Genomic DNA, 26,044 nt, shown 5'->3' with positions numbered 1-26,044 from the left:
ATTATGAGAATTTTACATACCTATTGTTTGAACTATAATATCGGAGATTATGCGCTCGGTATTGGAGTTAAAAATTTGTTGAGAAAATATTTGGATGTTACCCTGATTGGAAATACCAACCTTCAAGGCAGAGAATTTAATTCTTACTACATCAAGGAAGTTGTCAATAAACGATATGACTTACTTGTTATAGGAGGTGGGGGAATCATTCATGGGTCTCATTGGCCTAATGGTTGGTTTTGGCTAATCGAAAAGGATTTGATTAAAGAAATCAAAATTCCATTTATTGTATACGGAGTTGGATACAATTATTGGAAAGAGGAAGGTGGAATTCCTGAAAGAGGGATTATTCACTTGGAAGAGACCATGAAGCATGCCTCCTATTTTTCTGTTCGAAACGATGGAAGTCAATTGAGATTAGGCGAACAGTTTGGAAGAACGGTACCAGCCATTCCGGACCCAGGATTTCACGTAGATATCAATACCCAATATCAGCGAAAAGAAGAAGCCCCCTATGTACTAATTCAGTTAGCTAACGATAAACCAGAGCGGCGATTTGGATCCATTGAAAAACGTGATTCATTCATTCGTCAAATGAGAGAGGTAACAGAATATCTAGCTAAACGGTACAAAGTGATTTTTTCACCACATGTACCTGAGGATATTTCTATTAGCCAGGAAGTCGCAGCAGGTATTTCAAATACAGAGGTTTGGGATTTTGGTTACTTTGCCTTTGATCATTCAGACGAAGCAGTTGGATATTACAAATTTGCCGAGTTTGTTCTTGCTATGAGAGGCCATGGTCAAATTGTTCCGATAGCATTTAATACTCCAGTAATTTCCTTGGAAAACCATCCCAAACACCGTGGACTTATGGAGAATTTGGGGCTTATTGATTATAATGTTTCCTTGAATCAGGAAAGCTTCAAAGAGGAATTAAAAGAAAAGATTCAGGCGCTAGAGGCAAATTATTTTGACTTGAAGCATAAATATGAAGTAATTAATCAGGGCTTAAGGAGCGAAACTGAAAAAGCTTGGACTGAAATTTGCCAACAGATTAAACGATGATTTCAGCTATTCCAACTGTAAGTGTCTGCTGTATTACCTATAATCACTCCAAGTTTATAGGCCAGGCACTTGAAAGTTTTTTGAATCAAAACACCTCATTTTCATATGAGATTTTGGTTTACGATGATGCTTCAAATGATGGAACTATAGATATTTTAAAAGAATATGAATTAAAATACCCTCAAATTATTCGTGTCTTTTATTCATCTGAAAATCAATATAGTCAGGGAGTAAGGCTTTTGAACCTAAGGTATAATTTACCTCGTGCAAGAGGTAAATATATTGCCACATGCGATGGGGATGACTTTTGGACCGATCCATTGAAACTCCAAAAACAAGTAGATTTTTTGGATTCAAATCCTGAAGTAGTGATGTGTTTTCATGGCTTTGATCGTCTTGAAAATGACAAGTCCAAAGATTCAAAATTGTATAATCATCTTCATCACTCTCCATTCACCATTTTTGAGCAAAAGGAGTTTCTCCAATTGCACGTACAATTCTTGACAATCATGTTTAGGCAAAACGTGAAATTTCCAATGATTTCCTCAGAAATCAATGGAGATGTTTTTGTCTTGACACACTTATCTGAGGTAGGTAAGTGTGCGTATTTAAATTTCAATGGAGCTGTATACCGATACCATCAAAATGGAGTATTTCGGAAAATGTCAAGAATTGGCCAAATCAATTCTTCAATAAAAACCAGGAAAATAATCTCTGATCAAGTAAAACCACGGACCCGAAAGTTTTTATATAAAAGAATTTCCTCTTTTTATAAATCCTTATTCAAGGAGTCCATAAGGGTGAAAAATTATTCGCTAGGAATAAAGGCCCTGTTGGGTGTTATTTACTATAATTTGAAATATGTGCTTTGATTTGTAAAAGCATATAAATCAAGTGTATTGAACTAATTGAAAATGACTCCTTCCACTTCTTCAAACCATTCTCAAGCTAGCCAAATCCTGAGTCAATCGGATTTGACTTTTTTTAATTTGGTTCTTCTATTCAAACTCAAGACGTGGCAACTTATTTGGGTGGTGTTGATTGTGATTGGAATTGGTTTTCTGGTATACATTACCACCCCAAATTCGTATCAAATCAATACGCTATTATTGGTTGAAACTAATCCTCAAGGAGCTTCTTCCAAGGGCTTAGGAGCACTTGCTCAGGTGTCTGGAATCAATCTTGGTGCCTCTTCTTCAGATCAAGCATTCCTTGATCCTAACCTTTATCCGGTGATTGTTCAGAGTAAACCATTTTTACTCGAACTGATGACTTCTAAGGTTAAATCTGAACTTTATCCCGATTCGGTTTCATTGTTTAAATACATGGTAGAAACCAAACCTGAGAATGGGATTTTAAAGATTTTAAAGAACCCATTAAGTGTTTTTAGAGCTTCGGCTTTGGTAGATGATTTAGCGCTGGTGGGGGAAGGAAAATCAAAATCATCTTACCTTCCTTTAGAAATTTATGCCATGAGTCAAATTGCAAAACGAATTGCAATTTCCACAGAGGGCAGTCTATTGAACATATCCACTAACATGCCTGAACAAGGACTTTCTCTTCAGTTTTCTGAGAGAGTTAGGCATCAAATTGAGGTTTATTCAAGCCGGTATATTTTGGAAAAACAGTCTGGACAGGTCGAGTATTTGAATGGTCAGTTTCTCATTGCTGAGCGCAATTTTAAGGACGCTCAAAATGCAGTCTCTAGATTTCGAGAGCAGAATCAAGGGATAGCCTTGGAAAGTTTAAGAGCAAGGGAGCAAAACTTGGTCAATGATAGCAATTTGAAATTTGATCTTTACCGGACACTGGCACAGGAGCTTGAATTAGCAAAAGTGAAGCTAAATAGTTTGCGGCCAATTTTCTCAGAAATTGACCCTCCGGTAGTACCTAATAAACCTACCAGTCCTAAGTTGCTCTTAACCTTAGCTTTTTCAGCGATTTTAGGTTTTTTCCTAGGCCTAGCTTATGTGTTTTTTGGATACTTAAGACTCTATTTAATTCTCCAAAAAGCCTCGTAGATTATTTTTTCAATCATTATCCCATGCTTTAATAATTCCAGGTTTATCGAAGAGACGCTGGAATCTATTCGTAGCCAGACTTTAAGTGATTGGGAATGTTTGGTCGTGGATGATGGGTCCAACGATACTTCAGTCGAAATTGCAAAAGCATTTTCAAAATTAGATAGCAGATTTTTAGTTTATACAAGACCGGAGTCTCTTCCAAAAGGGGCTAATTCATGCAGAAATCACGGAGCGACTTTGGCAAGGTATCAACACCTGATTTTTCTTGATGCCGACGATCTACTTACCAAGGAGGCCTTGGCAATTCGTGCTGTGGCATTGGACGAGGAACTAGATTTAGCAATTTTTAGGACTGGAAAATTTACCAACCAACCCAGTGTCCACGAAGATTTCTCCACTCAACTCAATGTTAACTTTGGTGCGAGTGATTATTTAGGTCAATTTTTAGCCTACCAAATTCCCTGGCATACCAGCAGTGGGATGTGGAGAAAAGATTTCTTCAAAAAAATCGGAGGGTTTGATCAGGAGCTACAACGTTTCCAAGATGTCGAAATTCATATCAGAGCTTTGGCTAGTCCTTCACTTCGATTAATGGTATATCCGGAGTATCCGATTACTTCCTTGTATCGAAAATCACTCTATCACACTCAAGTAACCTTGGAAAAAAGGAGGCTGATTTTGGATCAAGGATTTGTATTTCTTGATAAAATTAAAAATCAATTCGGGCAAGAAATGCTCGGAAAAACATACCCGTTTTTAGTTTACCTCTTATTCCGTTTTGAAGAAGTTTTTGGAAATTCTGATTACCAAAAGATTATGAAACTCTACGACTCATTTAAGAATGATCGATCTGTTTCTCAGTCTTTTAAAATGGTATGGTGGCTTCACACAGAGGTTCTAAAACGGCCTTCCAAGATTCGGAAATTACTATCGTTTGGGATTTTCAAATGTGGAACCTTCATTGACTAAATGAAAGCCTACTACGAGCTTGTAGAATTCTGGGACCTACTTACTCTTCCCGTTTATTTTGGATTGATTTACCTGTTGCTCTATGGTATCGGGAAAAAGTTGCTATTACCAGATGGGAGATACTTAAAAATTCACCTATTAGCACTTTTACTTTTTTATCTAATCATTGGTCTGGTAGATTTTAAGATCAAGCTAATCCCTTTTTTTCCAGATACGGGTCTATTTACGAGAATTCTTGAGACTGGAGTCACCCCAGATAATCAGTCGTTAGGAGTAAGGATCGGATATAAATTTTTAGCGATTCCTATATACTGGCTCTCCTTAACTTCTATCTTCAATTACTTCCTGTTTAATGTTCTTTTTTTTCAATTAGGATTGATTTTAATTGCTTCGGCATACATTCGAATTTTTAAAGTTACGGAGGTATGGTTTCAGCGCTTCTTTTTGAGCTTGTCGGTGTTTATGCCTTCTATCATTATTTATTCCTTTACTCCACTCCGTGAAAGTTATTTTGCTTTAGCCTTGGGGTTGTTTTTTTATGGACTTTCAAGACCTAGGTTATTTAATTTTTTTCTGATTTTAGGATTTGTACTTGCTGCCATCCTTAGAGTTCAATTGGTTCTGTATTTCAGTGCAGTATTGGGTTTGAAATTGCTCTATGATTTACCTTGGAAGCAAACCACCAAGTGGCTTACTGTCTTGGTTTTATTTCCAGTTGGATTTCTTGTCCTAAATGTGATATCCAAGAATCTTCTGAATATTGAGATTTCTCCAGCAAGCTTATCTATTTTCCGAAATATTCAGCGGATCAATTATTTCGAGACCGGAGTTACTTACCCTGAGGTGGATTGGAATTCTTGGTTAGATCTGATTTTGGCATTTCCAGGCTTGTTTTTTCAGTTTTTATTGGCGCCTTTCCCAGTTTTGGTTTTTATCCCATTTTGGACTAAAATCGCCTATTTCGCTGACGGACTCTATTTGTTATTGATTTTATTCTTCCTGGTAATCGGATTAAAATCTTTAAGTACTCGTGGAATATGGATCTTGTTTATTGTAGTCTATGTGGCAATGTCTGGCTTCTTCGAGTTTCATCTATTGGGAGCTGTTCGCCATCGCTTGCCGGCTACCTTGTTTTTAATCGCTTTGGCCGCTGAGAGTTTAGTGTTTTATTTGCCTCGACTTCGATGGTTTTTCAGGTATTAATTTCTTCTTTAGGTTTACCCTTATCCCGATTTCAAAAATTTGATTTCCCCGTTTTGGTGATTGCCCAGCAAAGCAATGAAGAAGATTTTATTTCTGATCAACTTTGTTATTTCACTTTTGCAGAAAAAGGTCTTTCAAAAAGTAGAAATAGAGCTTTAGAAAGAACTTCTGCAGAGATCGCGCTTATCTCCGATGATGATGTTCAATTTGTCGAAAACTTAGAACAAAAAGTCATTCAAGCGTTTGAAGCCTATCCCAAAGCTGATGTCCTAACCTTTAATATCAAAACCCCAGAGGGAATACCTTATAAGAGTTCTTACCGAAATTCAGCTTTTTTACATACTTCGAGTAGCATTTACAAAGTTTCTTCCGTAGAGATTGCTTTCCGTCCAGCTCGAATCAAACAAGCCAAAATCAAGTTTGACGAGCACTTTGGATTGGGAGCTGAATTCAAAAGTGGGGAGGAAGTTATCTTCTTGAATGATTGTCTGAAAGCAGGACTTAGCGTTATGTATGTGCCGATTACAGTAGGAATTCATCCTTTGGAAAGCTCAGGAAAGGTTCTAGACCAAGCATACTTTAGAAGTAAAGGTGCTATCGTGAGAAGACTTTACGGATTTTCTCCAGGATTGATTTTAGGGATTTTGTTTTTGATCAAGCAATGGCTAAAACCCACCAAATCGATTTCAATTTTTAATGCATTTCAGGAAAGTTTGAAAGGCTTTCTTACTAGTATTAAACGCTAATGTTGGTATCAATAATTACCCCTGTTCATAATTCCTTTTCTCATATCGAGGATACAATTCAATCCGTACTTCGGCAGACATTTTCGGATTGGGAGTTGATTTTGATTGATGATAAATCCTCCGACAATGGAATGGACATTCTTGCCAAATATGTAAGACAAGATTCTAGAATTCGACTTCTTAAAAACTCAAAAAATCGAGGTGCCGCAATTACGAGAAATAAAGGAATAGAGGCTGCTGAGGGTAGATATATTGCCTTTTTGGATAGTGATGATTTATGGGAGCCAGAAAAACTGGAAACTCAACTCAAATTCATGATTGAAAATGATTATGCTTTTTCGTTTACGGCATATCGAAAATTTAAAACTGAAAAAATTATCGGAATACAAGAGGTTCCGGAAAAGGTGACTCATCAAGAGTTACTAAAAACCTGTTCGATTGGATGCCTTACAGCCATGTATGACACTGAAAAACTTGGCAAAGTTTACATGCCAAATATTTCTAGAAGGCAGGATTTTGCATTGTGGCTAAAACTTTTGAAAATGGTTCCCTATGCCTATGGACTTAATATTCCATTGGCTAAATATCGAGTAAGGACAGATTCTATCTCAGGAAATAAATTTAAGGCAGCTAAGTATCAATGGAGAGTCTATCGTGAATTTGAGCATTTAAACTTGATTCAGGCTAGTTACTATTTCATTCACTATGCCTTTTTTGGTGTGTTAAAGACCTATTTGAATAAAAAGGAATCTTGATCATATCTGTAATTATTCCTGTTTTTCGAGATTGGAAAAGGTTGAAGACCTGCCTTGACTTGCTCGCTGAACAAACTGCTGATTTTGATTCTTTTCAGGTGATTGTGGTGAACAACGATCCCAGTCAAGAAGTACCAATTTTAAATCAAACTCCGTTTCAATTAATTCTGGTCGAGGAGTCTTCTCCAGGTTCTTACGCTGCAAGAAATAAGGGAATAGAGCTTTCTACAGGTCAAGCCCTACTTTTTACAGATTCTGACTGCAGCCCTACGTCAACTTGGATTGCCCAAGCCATTCAACTTTTGAATTCAAGTACATTCGATCTTTTTGCAGGTAAAATTGACGTAGTCGGTCCTGCTGGAAATAGTTTTGTTGATTTCGATAAAGCCTTTGCTTTTCCGAATGAGCGCTATGTTCGGGAAGAGAATTTCGGTGTGACGGCCAATCTTTTGGTTCGGAAGCAGGTTTTTCAAAAGATTGGCGGGTTCAATGCGACTCTTTTTACTGGGGGAGATTCTGAATTTTGCAATCGAGCGATCAGAGAAGGATTTATCATAACCTTTTCCCCCGATTTAATTATTTATCATCCTGCCAGAGAAAGTTGGAAGGAACTCAAAACAAAAGCTATAAGGTTTGGAGGAAGGTTGCCAAAAAGTGAATCTAGGCTAGTAGTGTTAGCCAAACTGCTTGGGAAGTTCAGAATAAGAACAACTGACATGAAGCAGATTTGGGGTAGAAATGAGATTCCTTTCAAGCAGAAATTGATCTTTTCAAATCTTAGGATTAGGTTGAGATGGGTTGAAGCCATGGAGTCAGTTCAGGTTTTTTTAGGTAAAACTGCAGGAAGAAAGTAAGGTGTGTTGATGGGGAGGTTGAAGTTACTTTTGCTGGCGTGCTGGATGATTCTAGGTTCAATCGAACTACTTGCCCAACAATTGAATGCGGGCATGCCAATACTGGAGGAGCATATTCGAAGGCAACAACTACTAGGAAAATTAACCTCTCCTTATTCGTTTTATCTCAGGCCCATAAGCTGGTCTCAGGTGGATCAGGAAATTTTGGATGGGATATCTTTAGATCCAGAAATTTCAAAAAAATCATTTGAGTTGGTACCACTTCCTGTGGTGCTAAGTGGTGTATTTAATTCAAAAAGGCCTTATGGTTGGGGAAACAGAGGCTTATTGCCAAATGTTGGTTTCCAGACGTATTTTAGCACAGGCTTTTATGCTCGGGCTAAATTTTTGACAATTCAGTTTCAACCTGAATTTATTTATGCTCAAAATAAATCATTTCAAGGTTTTGGCGAAGGAATGCCTCTCAGCGCTGTTAGAGCCAGATTTTTTTACTGGAACAATGGAGATCATCCGGAAAGGTTTGGAGCTGATCCCATTTCCAGATTTTGGTGGGGACAATCCTCCATCAAACTTGAAGTAGGGCCATTCGCATTAGGGCTATCGACTGAAAATATTTGGTGGGGTCCTGGACAATTCAATTCTTTGATTTTTAGCAACAACGCGGAAGGATTTCCTCATTTAAAACTTGAAACAAGAAGGCCTGCAAAGACTTTTTTAGGAACATTTGAGGGTCAGGTTATTCTTGGAAGATTGGAAAATAGTATGCTTCCACCCTCACAGAATTTGGATTGGAATCAACGATATTTTAGAAAGTTCAATGGAGATTGGAGATACTTAAATGGAATTCACCTCGCTTATCAGCCTAGTTTTCTTAAAGGATTTACGGTCGGCTTTTCCAGGACTTTCCAACAATACAATAGATTGAGAGGGAATAAATTTGAAGATTGGTTCCCCATTTTTGAAGTGTTTCAAAAGGAAACATTTTTCCAAAATGGAAATACTGTGATTTACGATAGCAAAGGGCAAGATCAACAAGTGGCTATTTCGTTTCGATTTTTTTCGACCAAAGGAAAGTTTGAAGTATACTCTGAGTTTGGTAGAAGAGACCATAATTTTAATTGGAGGGAATTTTTACTCAACCCAGAGCATGCCAGAGCTTATTTGATGGGTTTTTCGAAATTAATTCCTCTTTCGGAGGAGAAGCTTCTTTCAATCAAAGGAGAGGTTACCCATCAGCAGGAATCCGTCAATCGATATATCCGATATCTTGGACTGACTGGAAATCAGACTTGGCATACTCATAGTTTAGCTCGTGGATTCGTCAATCGAGGAGAATCTTTAGGAGTAGGTCAGGGAGTTGGATCAAATGTCCAAACTATGGAAGTTTCCATGGTTGATGGAATAAAAAAAAGAGGGATAGTACTTGAGCGCCTGGCTAATCATCAAGACTTTTTCTATCGTGCATTTGGACAAAATTCGGATCAAAGACCTTGGATTGATTACAGCCTAGGCTTATTATGGGATGAGCAGTTTGATTCTTTTTTGATAGGGACAAAAGTTCAACTGATCCAATCTCAAAATTATCAATGGCAGGAGGGAAGATTTTCGAGTGAGGATTTTGATAATGCTCCGCGATCCTTGGCTTTGTTTGCTCAGGTTCATTTGATTTATGCATTGTCTAAAAATTAATCAAATATCCGTTTCAATTTCAACGGATTTGTTTGCCTAAACAATAAAACGAGTAATTTTGGTACTCATTTTAATCCCCTTTCTTTTCTTATTGAGCTTTTCCTTTTTAATTGTTTCTGGTAAAGATTTAAAAAGACGGCTTAGCATTTAAGTAAGGGAAATTGCTAAGTTCTTGGGACTGAAAGGGCGAAGCTTTAGAATTAAAAATTTTTAATTAAGAATCATGTTAACTCCTATTTCGCAATCAAAAATCGCGGTCATTGGACTTGGATATGTTGGTCTACCCCTGGCTGTAGAGTTTGCAAGAAAATTCCCTGTAATTGGTTTTGATATTGATCAAAAGCGGGTTTCTGAGCTCAAAAATGGAAAAGATTTAACGCTAGAAGTAGAGGATCATCACCTACAGGAGGTATTAAAATCAACGGCTCAATCCCCGGGTGATCAAGGGTTATTCCCAACATTTGACAGTGAGTTTCTCTCAGATTGCCATATCTACATCGTTACTGTTCCAACACCTACTGATAAACACAATAGGCCTGTATTGACGCCCATGCTAAAAGCCTCTGAAAATATTGGACGCTATCTAAAAAAAGGGGATGTGGTTATTTATGAATCGACCGTTTATCCAGGCGTGACCGAAGAAGAGTGTGTTCCTGTTTTGGAGAAGATTTCTGGTCTCAAATACAATGTAGATTTTTTTGCAGGTTACTCCCCTGAACGAATCAATCCAGGTGATAAAGAACATACTGTTTCTAAAATTCTAAAAGTAACTTCAGGTAGTACACCTGAGGTAGCTGAATATGTGGATCAACTTTACAGAACTGTAATTACTGCTGGTACACACAAAGCATCCTCCATCAAGGTAGCCGAGGCTGCAAAAGTGATCGAAAACTCTCAACGAGACATCAATATTGCTTTTGTTAATGAGCTCTCTAAAATTTTCAATTTGCTGGGGATAGACACCCATGAGGTATTGGAGGCAGCTGGGACTAAATGGAACTTTTTAAAATTCAAACCAGGATTGGTAGGTGGACATTGTATAGGTGTGGATCCTTTTTATCTCGCCCAAAAAGCACAAGAAGTCGGCTATCATCCGGAAATAATTCTAGCGGGCAGACGGCTAAATGACAGTATGGGGAAGCATGTCGCTACGGAAGTTATAAAACTGATGATGCGAAAAGACCTGAAAGTAATTGATTCTAAAGTGCTTATTTTAGGATTTACCTTCAAGGAGGATTGTCCAGATGTTAGAAATACAAGAGTTATAGATATTTACAGAGAATTAAGATCTTTTGATATCGAGGTGGATATTTATGATCCTTGGGCAGATGCCAAAGAAGTACACCATGAATACCAAGTCGATATTCTAACAGGTGAACAACTCCCTGAGATTGGAAACTACTCAGCAGTTATTTTGGCAGTTGCACATAAAGAATTCCAAAAAATTCAAATTCCGAAATCTGCAGATCGGGTTATTTATGATGTAAAAGGTTTTTGGAATAAGGAAAATATAGATGGTAGACTTTAATGCTCAAAAATTTTATTGAAATTAAAGGCCAATTAACAGATTGTAAAGTATTTGATTGTTATATGAAGTTTAGACTAAAACAAGTATCCATTATTGCCCTAATCTCAGGAGCATTTCTTTTTTCTTGTGTTCCCAATAAAAAGTTGATTTACATGCAAGAATTGGCGGAATCTACAGGACCATTGGTAGAATCCAGTCAAAAGTATCCTTACCTCAAAGAAGATTATCTTCTTCAAATCAACGATATCGTAGAAATCAATATTGTTACGACTGATCCTCAAATGAACGAATTGCTAGGTTCGGTGAATAATACCCAGCAAGGCATGAATCAAATGGCTGGAGGACAAGGAGCAGGAGATGTTTTTTTCATGAATGGATATACCATTGATGAAAATGGAGAAGTGGAACTTCCTCTGATCGGAAAGGTTTCATTAGTCGGTCTGAATACAGACCAAGCAAAGGAACTTGTGGAGAAAGAAGTCAGGAGATTCGTAAATGAAAATGAATACTTTGTCAGAGTTAGGCTAGGAGGGATTCGTTTCAGTGCATTGGGAGAATTTAATAGATCTGGGAAATTCACCTTACTTCAGAATCGGGTTACCATTTATGAGGCAATTGCTTTCGCAGGGGATCTAAATCGAGTGGCGAAAAGAGACCAAGTATTATTAATTCGACAATATCCAGACGGAAGTCAAATTCATAAAATTAACCTCCTGGATAGAAGCTTATTGAATTCAGAATTTTATTGGTTAAAACCTAATGATCTGATCTACGCAGAACCTATGAAAGTAAGAGCTATAGGTGCTGGCAACACCTTTGTCGAGACAATCACCCTAATATCTACCTCTATCACAGCCTTGGCTTTGGTACTTACATTTATTCGAAATAACTAATCATGAGTTTTAATCAAGAAGAACAGGATTTTTTATCTGAAGAGAGCTCTTTTGATATCAAATCGGTATTTCCAAAAATTATAGCCATTTGGCCATATATTTTGATTTCTACTTTTTTGTTTTTAGCGGGATCCTATGTGTATACCCGTATGACTGTACCACAATTCAAGGTTTCAGGTCTTTTTTACATTAAAGATAATGACAAGGGTTTCTCTCTTTTCGAGGCTCCGACCATTGAAGGAACGGCCAAAAATGGTCTCGTCAATGAGATGACTATCATCAAGTCAAGACCGATAGCGAGAGAGGCTTTGAGTCAACTTGATTTTGGAGTAGAATATTACAAAAGAGGAACATTTATCAATAATGAAATTTATGGGGGGAGTCCCATCCTTATTGAAGTAGATTGGACACAGCCTCAGATTACAGGCGGCCTTTTGACGATTTCATGGAAGGATAAGAGTAGTTATACCTTCACTTTTGAGGAAGATAATTATTCCAAATACCTACCCGATGGTTCAAGAGCAAAGTTGGAAATAATCCCAGGTCCTGAAAATCATGCCTTTGGAGAGTGGATCCAAACCAATAATTATAAAATAAAAATTACAAACACCAGCGCTGAAGAATCAGGAGAGATATTAGTCAAGTTTAGGGATTTGGAGTCCTTGGTGCAACAATATGCATCAAGCCTTCAAGTAGAGTCGATCCAAAAGGAAGGTTCAATTTTGGAATTGGCTATCAATACGCCGAATGTAAAAAAGGGTGAAGTCTACTTGAATACCCTCATGGAAACGTATTTGGCCTTAGAGCTTGAGGAAAAAAACTCCATAGCAACTAATACGGTGAATTTCATTGATAGTCAGGTAGCAGGAGTTTCTGATAATTTGCAACAGTTTGAAAATGAACTTCAATCTTTTCGATCTCGAAACAAGACCTACAACCTTGAAGCAGAAAGTAGTCAAGTCTATGGTCAGTTGACAGAATTGGAGGCGCAAAAAAGACAAGAGGAGTTTAAGCGTACTTATTACAAAAACTTGGCAGATTACCTGGTAAGAGAACAATACAATGATTTGGTAGTGCCCTCAGGTATTGGTATCGAAGATCCCATTCTAAACTCTTTGATTTCAAACTTGCTGGAACTACAAGTAGAAAAGTCTAGACAGCTGGCAACTCTTACGGAACAAGCGCCTCAGGTTAACAGCACTAATAATAAGATCAAAGATCTTAACGCTTCCATTCGGGAAGTTTTAAAAAACGTAGATAAAAATTCAGCGCTCTTGATTCAAGACCTTGAAAAAAGGATCAATGAAATCGAAGGCTCTTTCAGAAATCTTCCAGAAACTGAGCAAAATTTGATTAGGCTTGAAAGACAATTCACCCTAAATGAAAGTTTGTACAACTTTTTGATGGAAAAAAGAGCCGAATCAGCGATCACCAGAGCTTCAAATAAGGCTGAAAACAAAATTATCGAACCAGCACGTGGAGGGTTTCTTGTAAGTCCTATCCCTACCAGAAACTATTCTTTGGGGATATTTTTAGGATTTATGCTTCCCGTATTGTTTGTGTTGATTCGTGAGCTTACCCGTACTCGAATTGAGGATGTCGTTTATTTGGAGAAAAAGCTCAAGATACCATTGCTTTCTACCATCCTATACAATAAAAAGAAAACCAATCTGGTAGTATTCGAACAAGGGAAATCTGGAATTGCTGAAGGGTTCAGGTCTCTTCGGGCAAATATCAAGTTCCTGACTCCAAAAGAAAATCAACTTACAATTCTGGTGACTTCTACCATTTCTGGAGAGGGAAAGACTTTTTGTGCGATGAATCTAGCTTCTGTCTATTCCTTAACTGGAAAGAAAACAGTTCTAGTAGGCTGTGATATGAGGAAGCCAAAGATTTTTGAAGACTTTAAAATCAAAAATGACGAAGGATTATCCACTGTCTTAAGTGGTCAAGCAGATTGGAAATCAGTGATTAAAAAATCGGGCTTTGATAATCTTGACATTTTGGTTTCTGGACCTACTCCTCCAAATCCTGCCGAACTTTTGTTTACCAAAAACTTCGAAAATTTAATCTCTGAACTCAAGAATACTTACGAAATAATCATCCTTGATACACCACCGGTAGGATTGGTGAGTGAGACCTTGGATCTTATTCCTCATGTAGACATTTCCCTTTTTGTATTTAGACAAAATTATAGCTTGAGAACTTTTGTAGATTCATTGAATGGATTGAAGACTAGCAAAAGTCTCCGAAATATCTATGGGGTATTTAATGGTGTAGATGGATCTAAAGTTACTTATGGCTATGGATATACTTATGGCTATGGCTATGGGTATTATGAAGACGATAAAAAGAAGAGTGGCTTTTTTGGGCGGAAATTGAAAGGATAATTCACCCTGATGATCTTTGGATTACAAATTTGGGCAAGGTAATGCGCGATCATCAATTATTGGTTATTAAAACAAATTTCAACTTTGCCTCAATTGAAACTTGCCATTTATTAATTAATTAATAGGTAAGTTGTCAATAAAGACTTTCTAACTAATGCAAGCGGTTTTATTACTTACGGGTACGATTAAACCATTTCTAGAAACATCTAAAACAGGAAGAGCAAATGTTTTTGATCGAGAAATGGATTATTACAAAGCCTTAAAATTCTATCTTTCAAAGGGCTTCAAAGTAGTTTTCGTTGAGAATTCAAATTATGACTCAGCTAAAATATCATCCCTTAAAGAAAAATTTCCAAATCTAGAATATCTCACTTTTTATTCCGAAAAAAGTGTCCTTGGTAAGTCTTGGGGAGAGGTTGAGATAATCAATTATGCTCTTGAAAATTCACGTTTTTTAGCTGAAAAGGACTATATCATCAAAATTTCTGGACGGTATATCATTAAAAATATAACCGCCATGATCAAGGGGACTAACGAGGTAGAAAAGTATTTCTATGTGAATCCTACCAGAAATTTGAGATGGGCAGACACCCGTTTGATGTTGATGAAAAAGGACTTTTATACCCGATATTTTTATCCTAATGCAGCGAAGTTTCTTAACGAAGAAAAGCTCGTATTTATGGAAAATATTTTCATCAAAGCGGTTTTAATTTATCTCGTAGAAGAGGGAGGCGAATTAAACTTGTGGCCAAAATATCCTGCCTACGATGCCTATGATGGAACACACGACGAACGGGTAAGCTTCAATTTCTTGAAAATATTGAAGTATAACATTTACTATAAAGTTAAAAAATTTGTATTCAAGCATAGAGCTTGAAAATAATTGACATGTTGAAAAATTTCTCAAAGAAGTATTTTAGACACTTCGCATTTTTTTATTCATACATAGGATATCGAATATTTATCCTTATCTCATTTAGCATTTTTGTAGGAATATTAGATGGATTTGGACTTGCCATGTTTATTCCGGTTTTTGAATTAGCAGCAGGACCCACTACCTTAGATTCTACTTCTGAATCGCTTGGAGAGCTCAAATTTTTGCTAGATGGATTGAATAAAATTGGGCTAGATGTCAATTTGAATACTGTTATCGTATTGATGGTGATTTTATTTACCACCAAGGCAGTACTGAAATTTGTCGACGGATGGTATAAAATCAAAATTCAAAACCGATTTGTTAAAAAATTAAGATATGGGCTTGTAGAAGGCCTAAGTAATTTGGAGTATCGGAATTTTTTGAATCTTGATTCAGGTAAAATTCAAAACACCTTGGGTTCTGAAGGAATCAAACTTACCTATGGGTTTTTAGCTTATTTTAACTCTGTCCAACACGCTGTCTTACTTTTAGTCTATGTCGGTCTAGCGATGATGACCAACTTCCAATTTGCCATATTAGTAGGAGTGGGAGGGTATTTATCCAATATTGTTTTTAGAATATTATTCAAGAACACGGAAATAGCTTCTGTGGGCCTTTCCAATTTAGGGCATGTTTATCAAAGCTATTTAGTACAAGCTGTCTATAATTTTAAGTATTTAAAAGCCACAGATTACTTTAATTCTTATAAAAATAAACTCAAGGATATAATTGATCGGATTGAAAGTAATCAGCGGAAAATTGGGGTATATAACGCCATCATGTCAAGTGCAAGAGAGCCTTTGATTTTGACCATTGTAGTAGCTATTATCGTAGTTCAGGTTAATTTTTTGGGAGGTTCCATGGCTTCCATTGTTTTGAGCTTGATGTTTCTCTATAGAGCCTTGAATTACGTAGTTACTCTTCAAGGAAGCTGGCAAGGATTTATTTCTAATATTGGAGGCCTTCGATCTTCTGTAGAATTGATCAATGAGTTTAATGAAGGCAAAGAATTTATCCGCAAAGATCCTGAGATTAAAAGAATTGAAGCCTTGGAATTGGATCATGTTTCTTTTCAATATCCAAATGGCTTTAAGGTTCTTAAAGATATTTCATTGGATATTCATTCTCTAAAGACCTACGCATTTGTTGGGGAAAGTGGAAGTGGCAAAACCTCATTGGTTAATCTAATCGTAGGATTATTAAATCCAGTGGAAGGACAACTATTGGTGAATGGTTTACCAAGAGATTCGGTGAATTTATCTACCTATCGACAACGATTCGGCTACATTACTCAGGAGCCCGTCATTTTTAATGATTCGATTTTCAACAACATTACCTTGTGGAGTGGTGATACACCTGAGTCTCGCAAAAATTTTGAAAAGGCGATCCAACTTGCCAAGTTGGATGAGTTTATCAATTCCCTTCCCGAAAAGGAAAATACCCGATTGGGAGATAATGGCATTCTGATCAGTGGGGGGCAGAAGCAACGTGTTTCTATTGCACGTGAATTATTTAAGGATGTAGATATTTTGATTTTTGATGAGGCCACTTCTGCTTTGGATTCAGAGACTGAAAAGTTAATTCAAGATAATATTGATCTGCTGATGGGAAAATATACAATGCTCATCATCGCACATCGCCTCAGTACTGTGAAAAAAGCCGATGTGATATCCTTGATGTCATCCGGTAAAATTCTTGAATCAGGAAATTTCCAAGAACTGCTTCAATCTAATGAACAGTTCCGTAAGATGGTTGAACTCCAAGAGTTCTGATCTCATAAAATGAAGCGCATTCTTGTTTCAAATACGAGTATTTCCGATCAAAAAATCGGAAGTTGGACACAAAGGATAACTTTGTTCTATCAGAAAAATCCAGATTTTATAGATTTTTTTCTTTGTCCAAATCTGCCTTCAGAATCTAAATTTATCTATTGCTCGAAGAAGAAACGCGTCCCATTTTTATCCAAATGGTTTGCCTATTTCGAAAGCCCTTACTATCGTTCCTCTGAATTTATTCGAGCGTTTGAAAAATTGGGAATTCCTGATCAGCAAGCCCAAGTTATCGTCATGGACGATATTATTTTATTGGCAGGGTTTGCAGCACTTAAAATGCAGGGCAAAAAATTTCAATTGATTTACTCGTTTCACGGACATGCATTTAAGACCACAGGAGATTGGATTCATGAAGTGGATAAAGTGCTGTTTTTGACTCAATTGGGATATAAAAAAACAAAAAATATCCATCAAGAATTTACACCGGAAGTTTCGATTGTAGGCAATGGAGTAGATTCCAAGCGGTATTTCCCATTAAATCCGAGTGCTAAAAAAGATATCAGATCCAAATTGGGTTATTCATCGGAGGATATCCTTATTACTTGGCTTTCAAATGACAGACCCAAAAAGGGATTAAAACTATTTTTAAAACTTATCCCCTTCATTCTTGCCAAATTCCCCCAAGTTAAGTTTCAGATTATAGGAAATCTAAGTGCCAAGGTAGATTTCGGGACACATGTGAAATTCTTGGGTAAGCTTCCTAATCAGGAATTACCAACATATCTGCAGGCAAGTGACGTGTATTGTTTTACTTCCTTATGGGATGAGGGTTTTGGACTTTCCTTGGTAGAGGCAGCAAAATGTGGAAATGTCATTGTGGCATCTACAAATGGCGGAATTCCAGAGGTTTTGGAAAATCATCCAGCCTCATTTTTTGTCGAATCGCCTAACATTTTGGAAGAATGGCTCTCCAATATCACTGCGGCAATTCGATATGTTGGAAATTATACCCCAGACGAACAATTCTTACGGGAATTTCATCCTGTAGAAAACTGGGAAGAAAAGTTTAAAGAGGCATTACAGTAGTCGTATGTGTGGCATAGTCGGGATTATTAAAAAGTCAGGAGAGATTTCCGTCATGGAAGTCGATGCTGTAAAAAGTGCACTCGACATCCAACACCATAGAGGTCCTGATGCCCAAAGTATCTGGCAAGACAGTAAGGTGGTTCTTGGACATAATCGATTGTCCATTATTGACCTAAGCTCAGCCGCCAACCAGCCTTTCCATCGGGAAGACTTGAATCTTGTTGTGGTTTTTAATGGTGAAATCTACAATTACAAGAAAATCCGAGAAGAACTCTTATCCCTAGGCGCGGAGTTTAGAACCAATTCTGATACTGAAATTTTATTGGTAGGATACCATATTTTTGGGCCAAATTTCTTGGAAAAGCTTGTAGGGATGTTCGCATTCGTGATTTACAATACCTTGACCAAGCAGATTTTTATGGCAAGGGATCGGTTTGGGGAAAAGCCCATTTTGTTTATCGAGGATGATTCATCATTTTACTTTGCTTCTGAACTCGCCACACTTCGTGAGATTTATCCTTATGAATTGACGATTAATCAAGACGCTGTGGTTGATCTGATGGAGCAAATGTATATTTCAAGCCATCATACCATTTACCAGCAGGTCAGGGTTTTCCCACAAGCGACCCATTTCCAAGTGGAAGGGATGAACGTATCCTGGAAAAAGTACTATCAATATCCTACGCTTGTTTCTTCTTCTCCACCTTTTTCAGTGCTCAAGTCTGAGGTAAAACACCTGTTGCAGTCCATTGTCGAAGATCAACTCCATGCGGATGTCCCTGTGGCTACCTTTTTAAGTTCTGGAATTGATTCTTCCATAATTACTGCTATGGCCAAGGAAATCAAATCAGACATCCTTGCTATCACGATGTCATCTGGAGATTCTGAATCGGATGAAGTAGAGCAAGCCTCTCAATTTGCGAAGAAGCTGCAAATCAATCACGAGATCGTTTCTATCAATCCTTCCTCAATTCAAGTTTTAGCAAAATTGTTAAAGCATGTTCAGCCTTTAGCTGATGCCTCCTTGATTCCAACTCATTTGGTAACCAACCAAATAAGTTCACATACCAAGGTTATGCTCTCAGGAGACGCCGGCGATGAAGTCTTTGGTTCGTACCGGAAACCAGCTCAATTTCTTGAAAACAAATCCATTTTTCCAAAAATAGGTTTTGAGTTGATGAATTCGGCCTACCAGGTGATGCCAGAGTTTTCTTCCAAATTTTTCTCTGACAAAAACAGGTTTAAATGGGCAGGATGGGAAGGCTTTTACTTCAAGACGAACCTGTCCGGAAATTTTTCAAAAATTTTCAAACGGAGTAAGTCTCAGAATACGGTTCTCAAAAAGGCACAAGAACTCATGGAAAGTTACTCTTCCAACATCGAGAAACTTTCATTTGGAGTTGATGTGGAAACCCGACTTCCAAGCGATTTTTTGTTTAAAGTAGATACAGCCTCCATGGCAAGTTCTTTGGAGGTAAGAGCTCCATTTTTGGATCATAGGTTGGTTGATATCTCTTTTAAATCTTCCCTCGATTCATTGATGCCCTCTCGAGTAGATAAGGAACTGACCCGATCTATTTACAAGGAATTTGCAGGGTATGAGCATCAAGGAAGCAAAAAGGGATTTTCTTTTCCTTATGCTGAATATCTTAAAAATGAATGGGGGATGTATTTAGAGCAATTTTTAAAAGAAGGGCTCTCGGAGGAGTTTTTTGATTTTAATTCATCGGAAATCCTATCTATTCTTCAACAACACCGTACCCAGCCTCAGCAGAAATGGGGGAGAATACTCTATTCCGTTTTGGTCTTGGAAGTTTGGTTACGGGTTTTTCATTTGAAACAAGAAATTACAATTTCTTAATGCGAATCTGCTTTCTTATCCCTGACGGGATCGGTATCCGGAATTACTTGTACTCAGATGTGATCAAAGAGCTTACATCCAGGGGGCATGAAATTATTCTTTGGCATAGTCTGGATAGTCAAATGATTCAGATTGCAGAGAATCATTTGCAAGTTAAATTTGAACAATATGAATTTGTTCATGAGCCAGATAGTTTTTGGATTAAGTTGTTTCGAGAGTCTGCTAGATATTCTAGACTGATTCAAAACGTTTCAAAAACAGATAATCCAACAATTTTGACCAATTGGACAGAAAGTTCCTCCTCATTTTCAGGCAAATTACTTTTTAAACTTGCAAAAATGTTAGGGAAATCGTTTCGTTCTGATCGTGGAGCAAATCGCCTCGAGGAGTTAGGATTTAGTGTCATCAGAAGATCCAAAAGATTTAAGAAAGCGATCGATTTTTTGAAGGAACTAAACCCTGATTTGCTTTTCTGTACCCATCAACGTGTGTATTCGGTCACACCGGCAATAGAAGCGGCCAAGTCCTTAAAAATCCCAACCTCGACTGCAATCTTTTCTTGGGACAATCTTCCCAAAGCTCGACTGCCTTTTCGAACGGATCAGTATTTGGTTTGGAGTCCCTATATGAAAAATGAACTGGAATTTTATTTTCCAGATATTTCTTCATCTCAAATAGAAATTACGGGAACACCTCAATTCGATTTTTATTTCCAAAAAGATATCCTCTTGAGTCGAGAAGAATTTGCCTCAAAAATGGGCCTAGATAGCGCAAAAAATTGGATTTGCTTCTCTGGATGTGATTCATTGACTTCTCCAAATGACCCCTTGTACCTGGAGGATGTGGCGCGCGAAGTATCCCAATTGGAAGATTGTGAGCTATTATTTAGACCTGTTCCAGTGGAATCTGTTGATCGGTTTAAGCAGGTATTAAAGGAATATTCCTTCATCAAGCTCCTAAATCCTAAATGGAAAAAAGGGTCTCATTGGGGGAATTATTTTCCATTGTATGAGGATCTCGTCGACTTGGTCAACCTGACCTATCACTGCAAAATTGTTTTGAACATGGGGTCAACCATGGCACTCGATTTTTCGGTATTTGGGAATTTGGCCTTTTACCTAAACTACGATCATGCAACAGCCTTAAAAAATTGGTCTGTCAAAACCATTTATAATTACCAGCATTTTCGCTCTATGGGTGATTTAAAGGCTGTAGAATATATTTTTTCACCTTCTGAAATCAAAGAAAAGGTTAAAAAGGCTTTGGAGTTACCCGATCAATTTGCTCCAGATAAAGGAGAATGGTTTAATAAAATTGTAGCACCAAATCCTCAACAACCAGCTTTCCTCAGAGTAGCTGATGCATTGGAATCTCTCGTACTGGCATCAAAAAATCGAATTATAGCTTGATCTTATTCAGGCATTTTCGATTATCTATTCAATAAAATTGATTCAATAAAAAACCCATTCCTGATGGGTTTTTCAAATTTCAACCTAGGTCAGGTTTGATTAATAAAATTCAACAGCCTGCTAGATATCTTAAAATTTAATCATCTACCCATGCACATTTGTTACCTCACTAATGAATATCCTGTTCCGGGTGAACCCCATGGTGGAATTGGAAGCTTTTTGGGAGTAATCTGTCCTGCATTGGTAGCAGCTGGACATCAGGTATCCGTGATCAATGGTACTTCTGGTAAATCTAAGATAGTACAACGGGAAGGGGTTCAAATCCATTACGTTGCATTTTCTAAGATAAAGGGATTGGCTTGGCATTATAATTTTAAAGCAATCAATACACAGCTCAAGCATATCCATCTGCAAAATCCCATCGATATCGTAGAAAGTTCCGAGTTGGGCTTAGCTTTTATATCTAAGCTTTCAGGAATTCGATATGTCATTCGACTTCATGGTGGTCATCATTTTTTTGCAGAAGGTGAGCGACGCTCTGTGAATCGGTGGAAAGCCTTTCAGGAAAAGCGCTCGTTTTCCAAGGCAGATGGTTTTATTGGCGTCTCTCAATACGTGGTAAATCACACCGGTAAACTGTTAAACATGAAGGGCCGTCCCTTGGATGTGATCATGTACCCTATTGCCCTGCAGCGGTTTAAGCCAGAGCCTTTTGAGAAAATAATTCCATTCAAAGTTGTATTTGCAGGAACCCTAATTGAGAAAAAAGGTATTCGACAATTGGTTCTTTCTCTTGAATATCTCATCGAAAAATATCCATTACTTAAACTTCATATTTATGGGCGGGATTGGATGGATTCGGAAGGACGTTCTTACAAGGAGAAACTCATTGCATCCATCCCTGAAAAAATTATGGAGCACTTGGAATTTCATGGTCCAGTGGATCAGAAATCCTTACCTGAAATCTATGCCTCAGCCCATGTCTGTGCCTTTCCTTCGCATATCGAAACTTTAGGGCTAGTAGCACCAGAAGCAATGGCAACACAGAGAGCGGTACTTTATACCGAGACGGGCCCTGGACCAGAAGTGGTTGAGCATGGGGAATCTGGCTGGCTTTGTAATCCTTGGGACCCGAAAGATATTTCCGAAAAGTTGGCTGATATTTTTGATCATGAAGATGAAATGAAAAGGAGGGCTATCAATGGATGCCGAAAGGTAAATGGTCAATTTAACATCGTTCATATTCTAGAAAAGAACATTTCCTTTTATACTTCCCTTCTTTAAACAATAGAAATAAACTTTTTCCACTCTCTCCTAATTCTCACGGTTTGAAATTTTTAATACTTACTCATGTCGAACATAAGCTTCACAATGGCCAATATTTTGGTTACGGACCTTATGTTAAGGAAATGAATTTGTGGTTTGAGTTTGTTACGGAGGTGGTTGTCGTGGCACCATTGCTACCAGAGCAAACTCTAAATCCGATAGATTTACCCTATATCCATCCATCTCTTCGATTTGTTGAAGTTCCTCCTATTAATTTATTGACTTGGAAGTCACGATTTCAAACGGCCCTTCATTTACCTGGCATCTTCCTGACTGTATTCAAAGAAATGAGAAGGGCGGATCATCTGCATTTAAGATGTCCTGGAAACATGGGGTTGGTTGCTTCCTTTGCACAGATATTCTTTCCCGGTAAAAAGAAGACAGCCAAATATGCCGGGAACTGGGACCCTTCTAGTTTACAGCCATTCAGCTACCGCCTTCAACAAAAGCTCTTGTCCAATCAGGCCCTTACCAAAAACATGAATGTTCTTGTCTATGGAGATTGGCAGCCTAATAATCGAAATCTTAAGCCGTTTTTCACGGCAACTTATTTTGAAAAGGAAGTAAAGAACACACCTCCAAGACCCTTGCTTGGTCCTTTGAAACTTATCTTTGTTGGGACTTTGAGTTCTGGAAAAAATCCTCTCGTGAGCTGCCAAACTGTTTTTTTTCTGAAGCAGCAAGGAATTGACTGTTCCTTACAGTTATATGGCGAAGGACCGGAAAGGGAAAAAATTGAGCGATTTGCCCTGGACAATTCTTTACAAGAGGTAATCCACTTGCATGGTAATGTCAAAGCCGATCAATTGAAGGACGAATATGCAACCTCTCACTTTTTGTTGTTTGCTTCCTCCAGTGAAGGATGGCCAAAGGCGGTTGCAGAGGCAATGTTTTGGGGGTGTATTCCCATTACTACGCGAGTTTCCTGTGTCCCTGAGATGATCGGTCAAGGTAGTCGAGGAGTTTTGGTTGAACCTGACCCTAAAAAGATGTGCAATGAAATCGTAAACCTCCTGCAAAATCCTGATCGATATAACCAATTGAGTCAGGAAGCCATGGATTGGTCAAGGCAATTCACCATGGAACAATTCAAATCAGAAATCAAAAAATTGATTCAAAATTGAGTAAAGTATTTTTTCAAATGGTCGATACCCTTGAAATGGGAGGAACCGAGCGTATGAGCATCAATATTGCAAAAGTGATGGCTGATCAAGGTTTTGAAAGTCATTTAGTAGTTAGTCGGCGCTCGGGAGGAATGTCTAGTAAAGTTCCAAGAGAAATCAACCTTCACTTTTTAGAAAAGAAAAACTCATTTGACTTCGGAGCTTTTATGAGGTTGTTGAAACTGGTCAGGAAGTTTAGACCCCAAATTTTTCATGCCCATAGCACCTCTGTTTTTTGGGCCATAGGGATAAAAATTCTCTCAGGTAAATTTCAATTGGTATGGCATGACCATTTTGGTCTTAGTGATCAATTGGATCAATATCCGAGAAAGGAGATGGTACCTTTATCTAAGTGGATTGATAAAGTAATTACTGTCAATGATAAATTGACTTCTTACTGGAGGGGAAATCTTCCACTTAAGCCTGAACAAATTATTACCTTAAAAAATTTTCCATTTCTAATTCTCCCCAAAACAACCAAAAATACCAAGTTTACCTTTCTCCATCTGGCTAATTTTAGAGCTCAAAAAAATCATTTCAATTTGATTCAAGCAGTAGCCTTGTTAAAGGAAAGAAGGAAAGATTTCGAGGTGGTAATGGTTGGGGAAATCGTCGAAAAGGAGCTTTACGAATCTATCCTAAATCGAATAAAGGAGGAAAATTTATCCGATTTTATCCTTGTGAAAGGCCCCTCCTTGCAAGTTGAAGATTATTTGGCCTGCTGTCATGCAGGCATACTGTCTTCCGATTCGGAAGGGCTGCCTGTGGCATTGTTGGAATATGGTCTTGCAGCTCTTCCAGTCATTTGTACCCAAGTCGGTGATTGTGATAAGGTGATTTCTTCGGATCAATATGGCTACCTGATTCCTCCCTCAGATGCTCCTTCACTTGCTGATGCAATGGAGAAATTACTCGGATCTTCTGACCATGGAGAAGAAAAAGGAAGGGCTTTAAAACAAAAAATTGAAGTCGAATATGGCTCTGCTGCTTTCTTTTCAGCCTATTCATCATTCGTGTCAGCGGTATGAACTTTTGGATAAAAACATTTCGAAGATCAACTTCCTCCAAAAACTTTATTCCTGAGATAGATGGAATGCGGTTTTTGGCTATTGGCACCGTAGTGATTTTCCACTTCCATTATTTGCTTTGGAGGCAATTGGACGGATCGGTGATCATGGATGTGGCAACAGATGGAATCGATACTGCCGGCTGGTGGCTTTCTAGAATGGACTTTGGAGTCAAATTATTCTTTGCCATCAGTGGGTTTATCCTAAGTATTCCATTTTTCAATTATTACTGGTTTAAGGGACCCAAAGTTGGGCTGAAAAATTATTTTGTCCGTCGCTTGACCCGCTTAGAACCTCCTTTCCTGATTGCCGTTTTTGGGTTTTTCTTGGTGCATCTAGTTGTGCTTGATGGGTCATTTAAAGAACTTCTGCCCCATTTCTTAGCCACTGTATTTTATGTTCATACGCCCATTTTCAATGAATATTCGGTGATCAATCCTGTGACTTGGAGCTTAGAGACCGAGGTTCAGTTTTACATTTTGATTCCTTTCTTAGCAGCATTTGCCTTGTCCAAAAAAAGGCCTAAATGGCTGGCTTTAGGGTTAGGGTTGATCTTGTTTTTTGGTTCAATCTACCTTCGAGGGGTTTATTTGAGCCAAGGTACATATGGCATGATGGCCAATATTTCAGGATTTTTCAGCCATTTCATGGTAGGGATTGGATTTGCTTATGTCTACCTAACTCAAAAAACTTGGCTTGAAAAAAAATCCATCTTTTGGGATTTAGTAGCAGGAATAAGTCTTCTAGGAATTTTTTTAGGATATAAGCCCCAAGCCCAGTTTTTAAATCAGGTAGGTTTTAATGTCGCTATGTTTTTTCTTTTCATCTCTGCATTCAAGTCCATTATCTTTAATCGATTTTTAACGATTCCTGGAGTGTATTTAGTCGGAGGGATGTGTTATTCTATTTATTTGATCCATCTTCCATTTTTTGGGTTGACCTCTCAGTTTGTCCAAAAGTTTGTGGTTGGCGATGAATACTCCACCAATTTTTGGATATTTCTTTTTCCGGTTTTAGCGGGATTAATGCTTATTTCAGGTCTATTTTACGTCTTGATCGAAAAGCCGTGTATGGCAAAAGATTGGCATATTAAATTGTTGAATCGATTAAAAATGAAGTCCTGAAAAAAGAGGAGTAAAAATTAGTCTAGCGAAGTTTTTGAATTCGCAAAGTCAAGTTTAAATCCATGAGAATTGATTAAGTATTTTCTTAAAATAAAGAGCCCTGTCTTTTTGATTTCAATCCATTTTATACTGGGTTTGATTTCTATTTTTACCCCCTTTGTACTCATTGGATGGTTTTATTTGGTCTTATTTTCATCGCTA

21 protein-coding genes are annotated in these 26,044 nt (G+C 37.8%); all 21 read left to right on the top strand.

The features are described 5' to 3' along the window. Nucleotides 1-3: 3 nt before the first annotated feature. The 21 genes from AO498_RS14130 (at nt 4) to AO498_RS14030 (ending at nt 25,843) form a co-directional block, all read left to right on the top strand. Nucleotides 4-1,068: a polysaccharide pyruvyl transferase family protein gene (locus AO498_RS14130; protein WP_067549031.1), complete on the top strand. Its 1,065-nt coding sequence runs from the start codon at nt 4-6 to the stop codon at nt 1,066-1,068. Continuing rightward, nucleotides 1,065-1,940, top strand: coding sequence for a glycosyltransferase family 2 protein (locus AO498_RS14125; RefSeq protein WP_067549027.1), 876 nt, complete (start codon nt 1,065-1,067; stop codon nt 1,938-1,940). Before AO498_RS14130 ends, AO498_RS14125 begins: the two co-directional genes overlap by 4 nt. Before the next feature lie 42 nt (nt 1,941-1,982). Continuing rightward, nucleotides 1,983-3,089 (top strand): GNVR domain-containing protein, encoded by a 1,107-nt coding sequence (locus AO498_RS14120; RefSeq protein WP_148660248.1) that lies wholly within the window; start codon nt 1,983-1,985, stop codon nt 3,087-3,089. Continuing rightward, nucleotides 3,090-4,061: a glycosyltransferase family 2 protein gene (locus AO498_RS14115; protein ID WP_082792250.1), complete on the top strand. Its 972-nt coding sequence runs from the start codon at nt 3,090-3,092 to the stop codon at nt 4,059-4,061. Beyond that, entirely contained in the window at nt 4,062-5,264 is a 1,203-nt protein-coding gene (locus AO498_RS14110; RefSeq protein WP_067549018.1) for a hypothetical protein, read from the top strand. Beyond that, nucleotides 5,246-6,010 (top strand): glycosyltransferase, encoded by a 765-nt coding sequence (locus AO498_RS14105; protein ID WP_067549015.1) that lies wholly within the window; start codon nt 5,246-5,248, stop codon nt 6,008-6,010. Before AO498_RS14110 ends, AO498_RS14105 begins: the two co-directional genes overlap by 19 nt. Next, complete coding sequence (locus tag AO498_RS14100) at nt 6,010-6,765, top strand: glycosyltransferase family 2 protein (RefSeq protein WP_067549013.1); 756 nt, start codon at nt 6,010-6,012, stop codon at nt 6,763-6,765. The genes AO498_RS14105 and AO498_RS14100 overlap by 1 nt, the downstream gene beginning before the upstream one ends. Continuing rightward, nucleotides 6,762-7,619: a glycosyltransferase family 2 protein gene (locus tag AO498_RS14095; protein WP_067549011.1), complete on the top strand. Its 858-nt coding sequence runs from the start codon at nt 6,762-6,764 to the stop codon at nt 7,617-7,619. The genes AO498_RS14100 and AO498_RS14095 overlap by 4 nt, the downstream gene beginning before the upstream one ends. 93 nt (nt 7,620-7,712) lie before the next feature. Beyond that, the gene (locus AO498_RS14090; RefSeq protein WP_236778606.1) at nt 7,713-9,308 is read left to right on the top strand and encodes a capsule assembly Wzi family protein; all 1,596 of its coding nucleotides are present in this window, start codon (nt 7,713-7,715) and stop codon (nt 9,306-9,308) included. A 223-nt stretch (nt 9,309-9,531) separates the two neighbouring features. Further along, complete coding sequence (locus AO498_RS14085; protein WP_067549007.1) at nt 9,532-10,836, top strand: nucleotide sugar dehydrogenase; 1,305 nt, start codon at nt 9,532-9,534, stop codon at nt 10,834-10,836. 62 nt (nt 10,837-10,898) lie between these two features. After that, entirely contained in the window at nt 10,899-11,729 is an 831-nt protein-coding gene (locus tag AO498_RS14080; protein ID WP_236778605.1) for a polysaccharide biosynthesis/export family protein, read from the top strand. A gap of 2 nt (nt 11,730-11,731) precedes the next feature. Further along, complete coding sequence (locus AO498_RS14075) at nt 11,732-14,119, top strand: GumC family protein (RefSeq protein ID WP_067549004.1); 2,388 nt, start codon at nt 11,732-11,734, stop codon at nt 14,117-14,119. 154 nt (nt 14,120-14,273) lie between these two features. Next, nucleotides 14,274-14,996, top strand: coding sequence for a hypothetical protein (locus tag AO498_RS14070; RefSeq protein ID WP_067549001.1), 723 nt, complete (start codon nt 14,274-14,276; stop codon nt 14,994-14,996). Nucleotides 14,997-15,007: 11 nt separating this feature from the next. After that, nucleotides 15,008-16,807 carry an ABC transporter ATP-binding protein gene (locus AO498_RS14065; protein WP_067548998.1) on the top strand — a complete coding sequence of 600 codons (1,800 nt, stop codon included), beginning with the start codon at nt 15,008-15,010 and terminating at the stop codon, nt 16,805-16,807. A gap of 9 nt (nt 16,808-16,816) precedes the next feature. Further along, nucleotides 16,817-17,893, top strand: a complete 1,077-nt coding sequence (locus AO498_RS14060; protein WP_067548996.1) for a glycosyltransferase family 4 protein — start codon at nt 16,817-16,819, stop codon at nt 17,891-17,893. 4 nt (nt 17,894-17,897) lie between these two features. Continuing rightward, the gene (asnB, locus tag AO498_RS14055) at nt 17,898-19,754 is read left to right on the top strand and encodes an asparagine synthase (glutamine-hydrolyzing) (RefSeq protein WP_082792248.1); all 1,857 of its coding nucleotides are present in this window, start codon (nt 17,898-17,900) and stop codon (nt 19,752-19,754) included. After that, the gene (locus tag AO498_RS14050) at nt 19,754-21,163 is read left to right on the top strand and encodes a glycosyltransferase family protein (RefSeq protein ID WP_067548990.1); all 1,410 of its coding nucleotides are present in this window, start codon (nt 19,754-19,756) and stop codon (nt 21,161-21,163) included. Before asnB ends, AO498_RS14050 begins: the two co-directional genes overlap by 1 nt. A 150-nt stretch (nt 21,164-21,313) precedes the next feature. Next, complete coding sequence (locus AO498_RS14045) at nt 21,314-22,447, top strand: glycosyltransferase family 4 protein (protein WP_067548987.1); 1,134 nt, start codon at nt 21,314-21,316, stop codon at nt 22,445-22,447. 44 nt (nt 22,448-22,491) lie between these two features. Further along, nucleotides 22,492-23,613: a glycosyltransferase family 4 protein gene (locus AO498_RS14040; protein WP_067548984.1), complete on the top strand. Its 1,122-nt coding sequence runs from the start codon at nt 22,492-22,494 to the stop codon at nt 23,611-23,613. Beyond that, nucleotides 23,610-24,680 (top strand): glycosyltransferase, encoded by a 1,071-nt coding sequence (locus tag AO498_RS14035; RefSeq protein WP_148660246.1) that lies wholly within the window; start codon nt 23,610-23,612, stop codon nt 24,678-24,680. Before AO498_RS14040 ends, AO498_RS14035 begins: the two co-directional genes overlap by 4 nt. Then, nucleotides 24,677-25,843 carry an acyltransferase family protein gene (locus AO498_RS14030; protein WP_067548978.1) on the top strand — a complete coding sequence of 389 codons (1,167 nt, stop codon included), beginning with the start codon at nt 24,677-24,679 and terminating at the stop codon, nt 25,841-25,843. The genes AO498_RS14035 and AO498_RS14030 overlap by 4 nt, the downstream gene beginning before the upstream one ends. The last annotated feature ends 201 nt before the right edge of the window (nt 25,844-26,044 follow it).

Origin of the sequence: Algoriphagus sanaruensis (assembly GCF_001593605.1) — a bacterium.
GTDB lineage: Bacteria > Bacteroidota > Bacteroidia > Cytophagales > Cyclobacteriaceae > Algoriphagus > Algoriphagus sanaruensis.
This window is presented reverse-complemented; position numbering and strand designations above follow the sequence as displayed.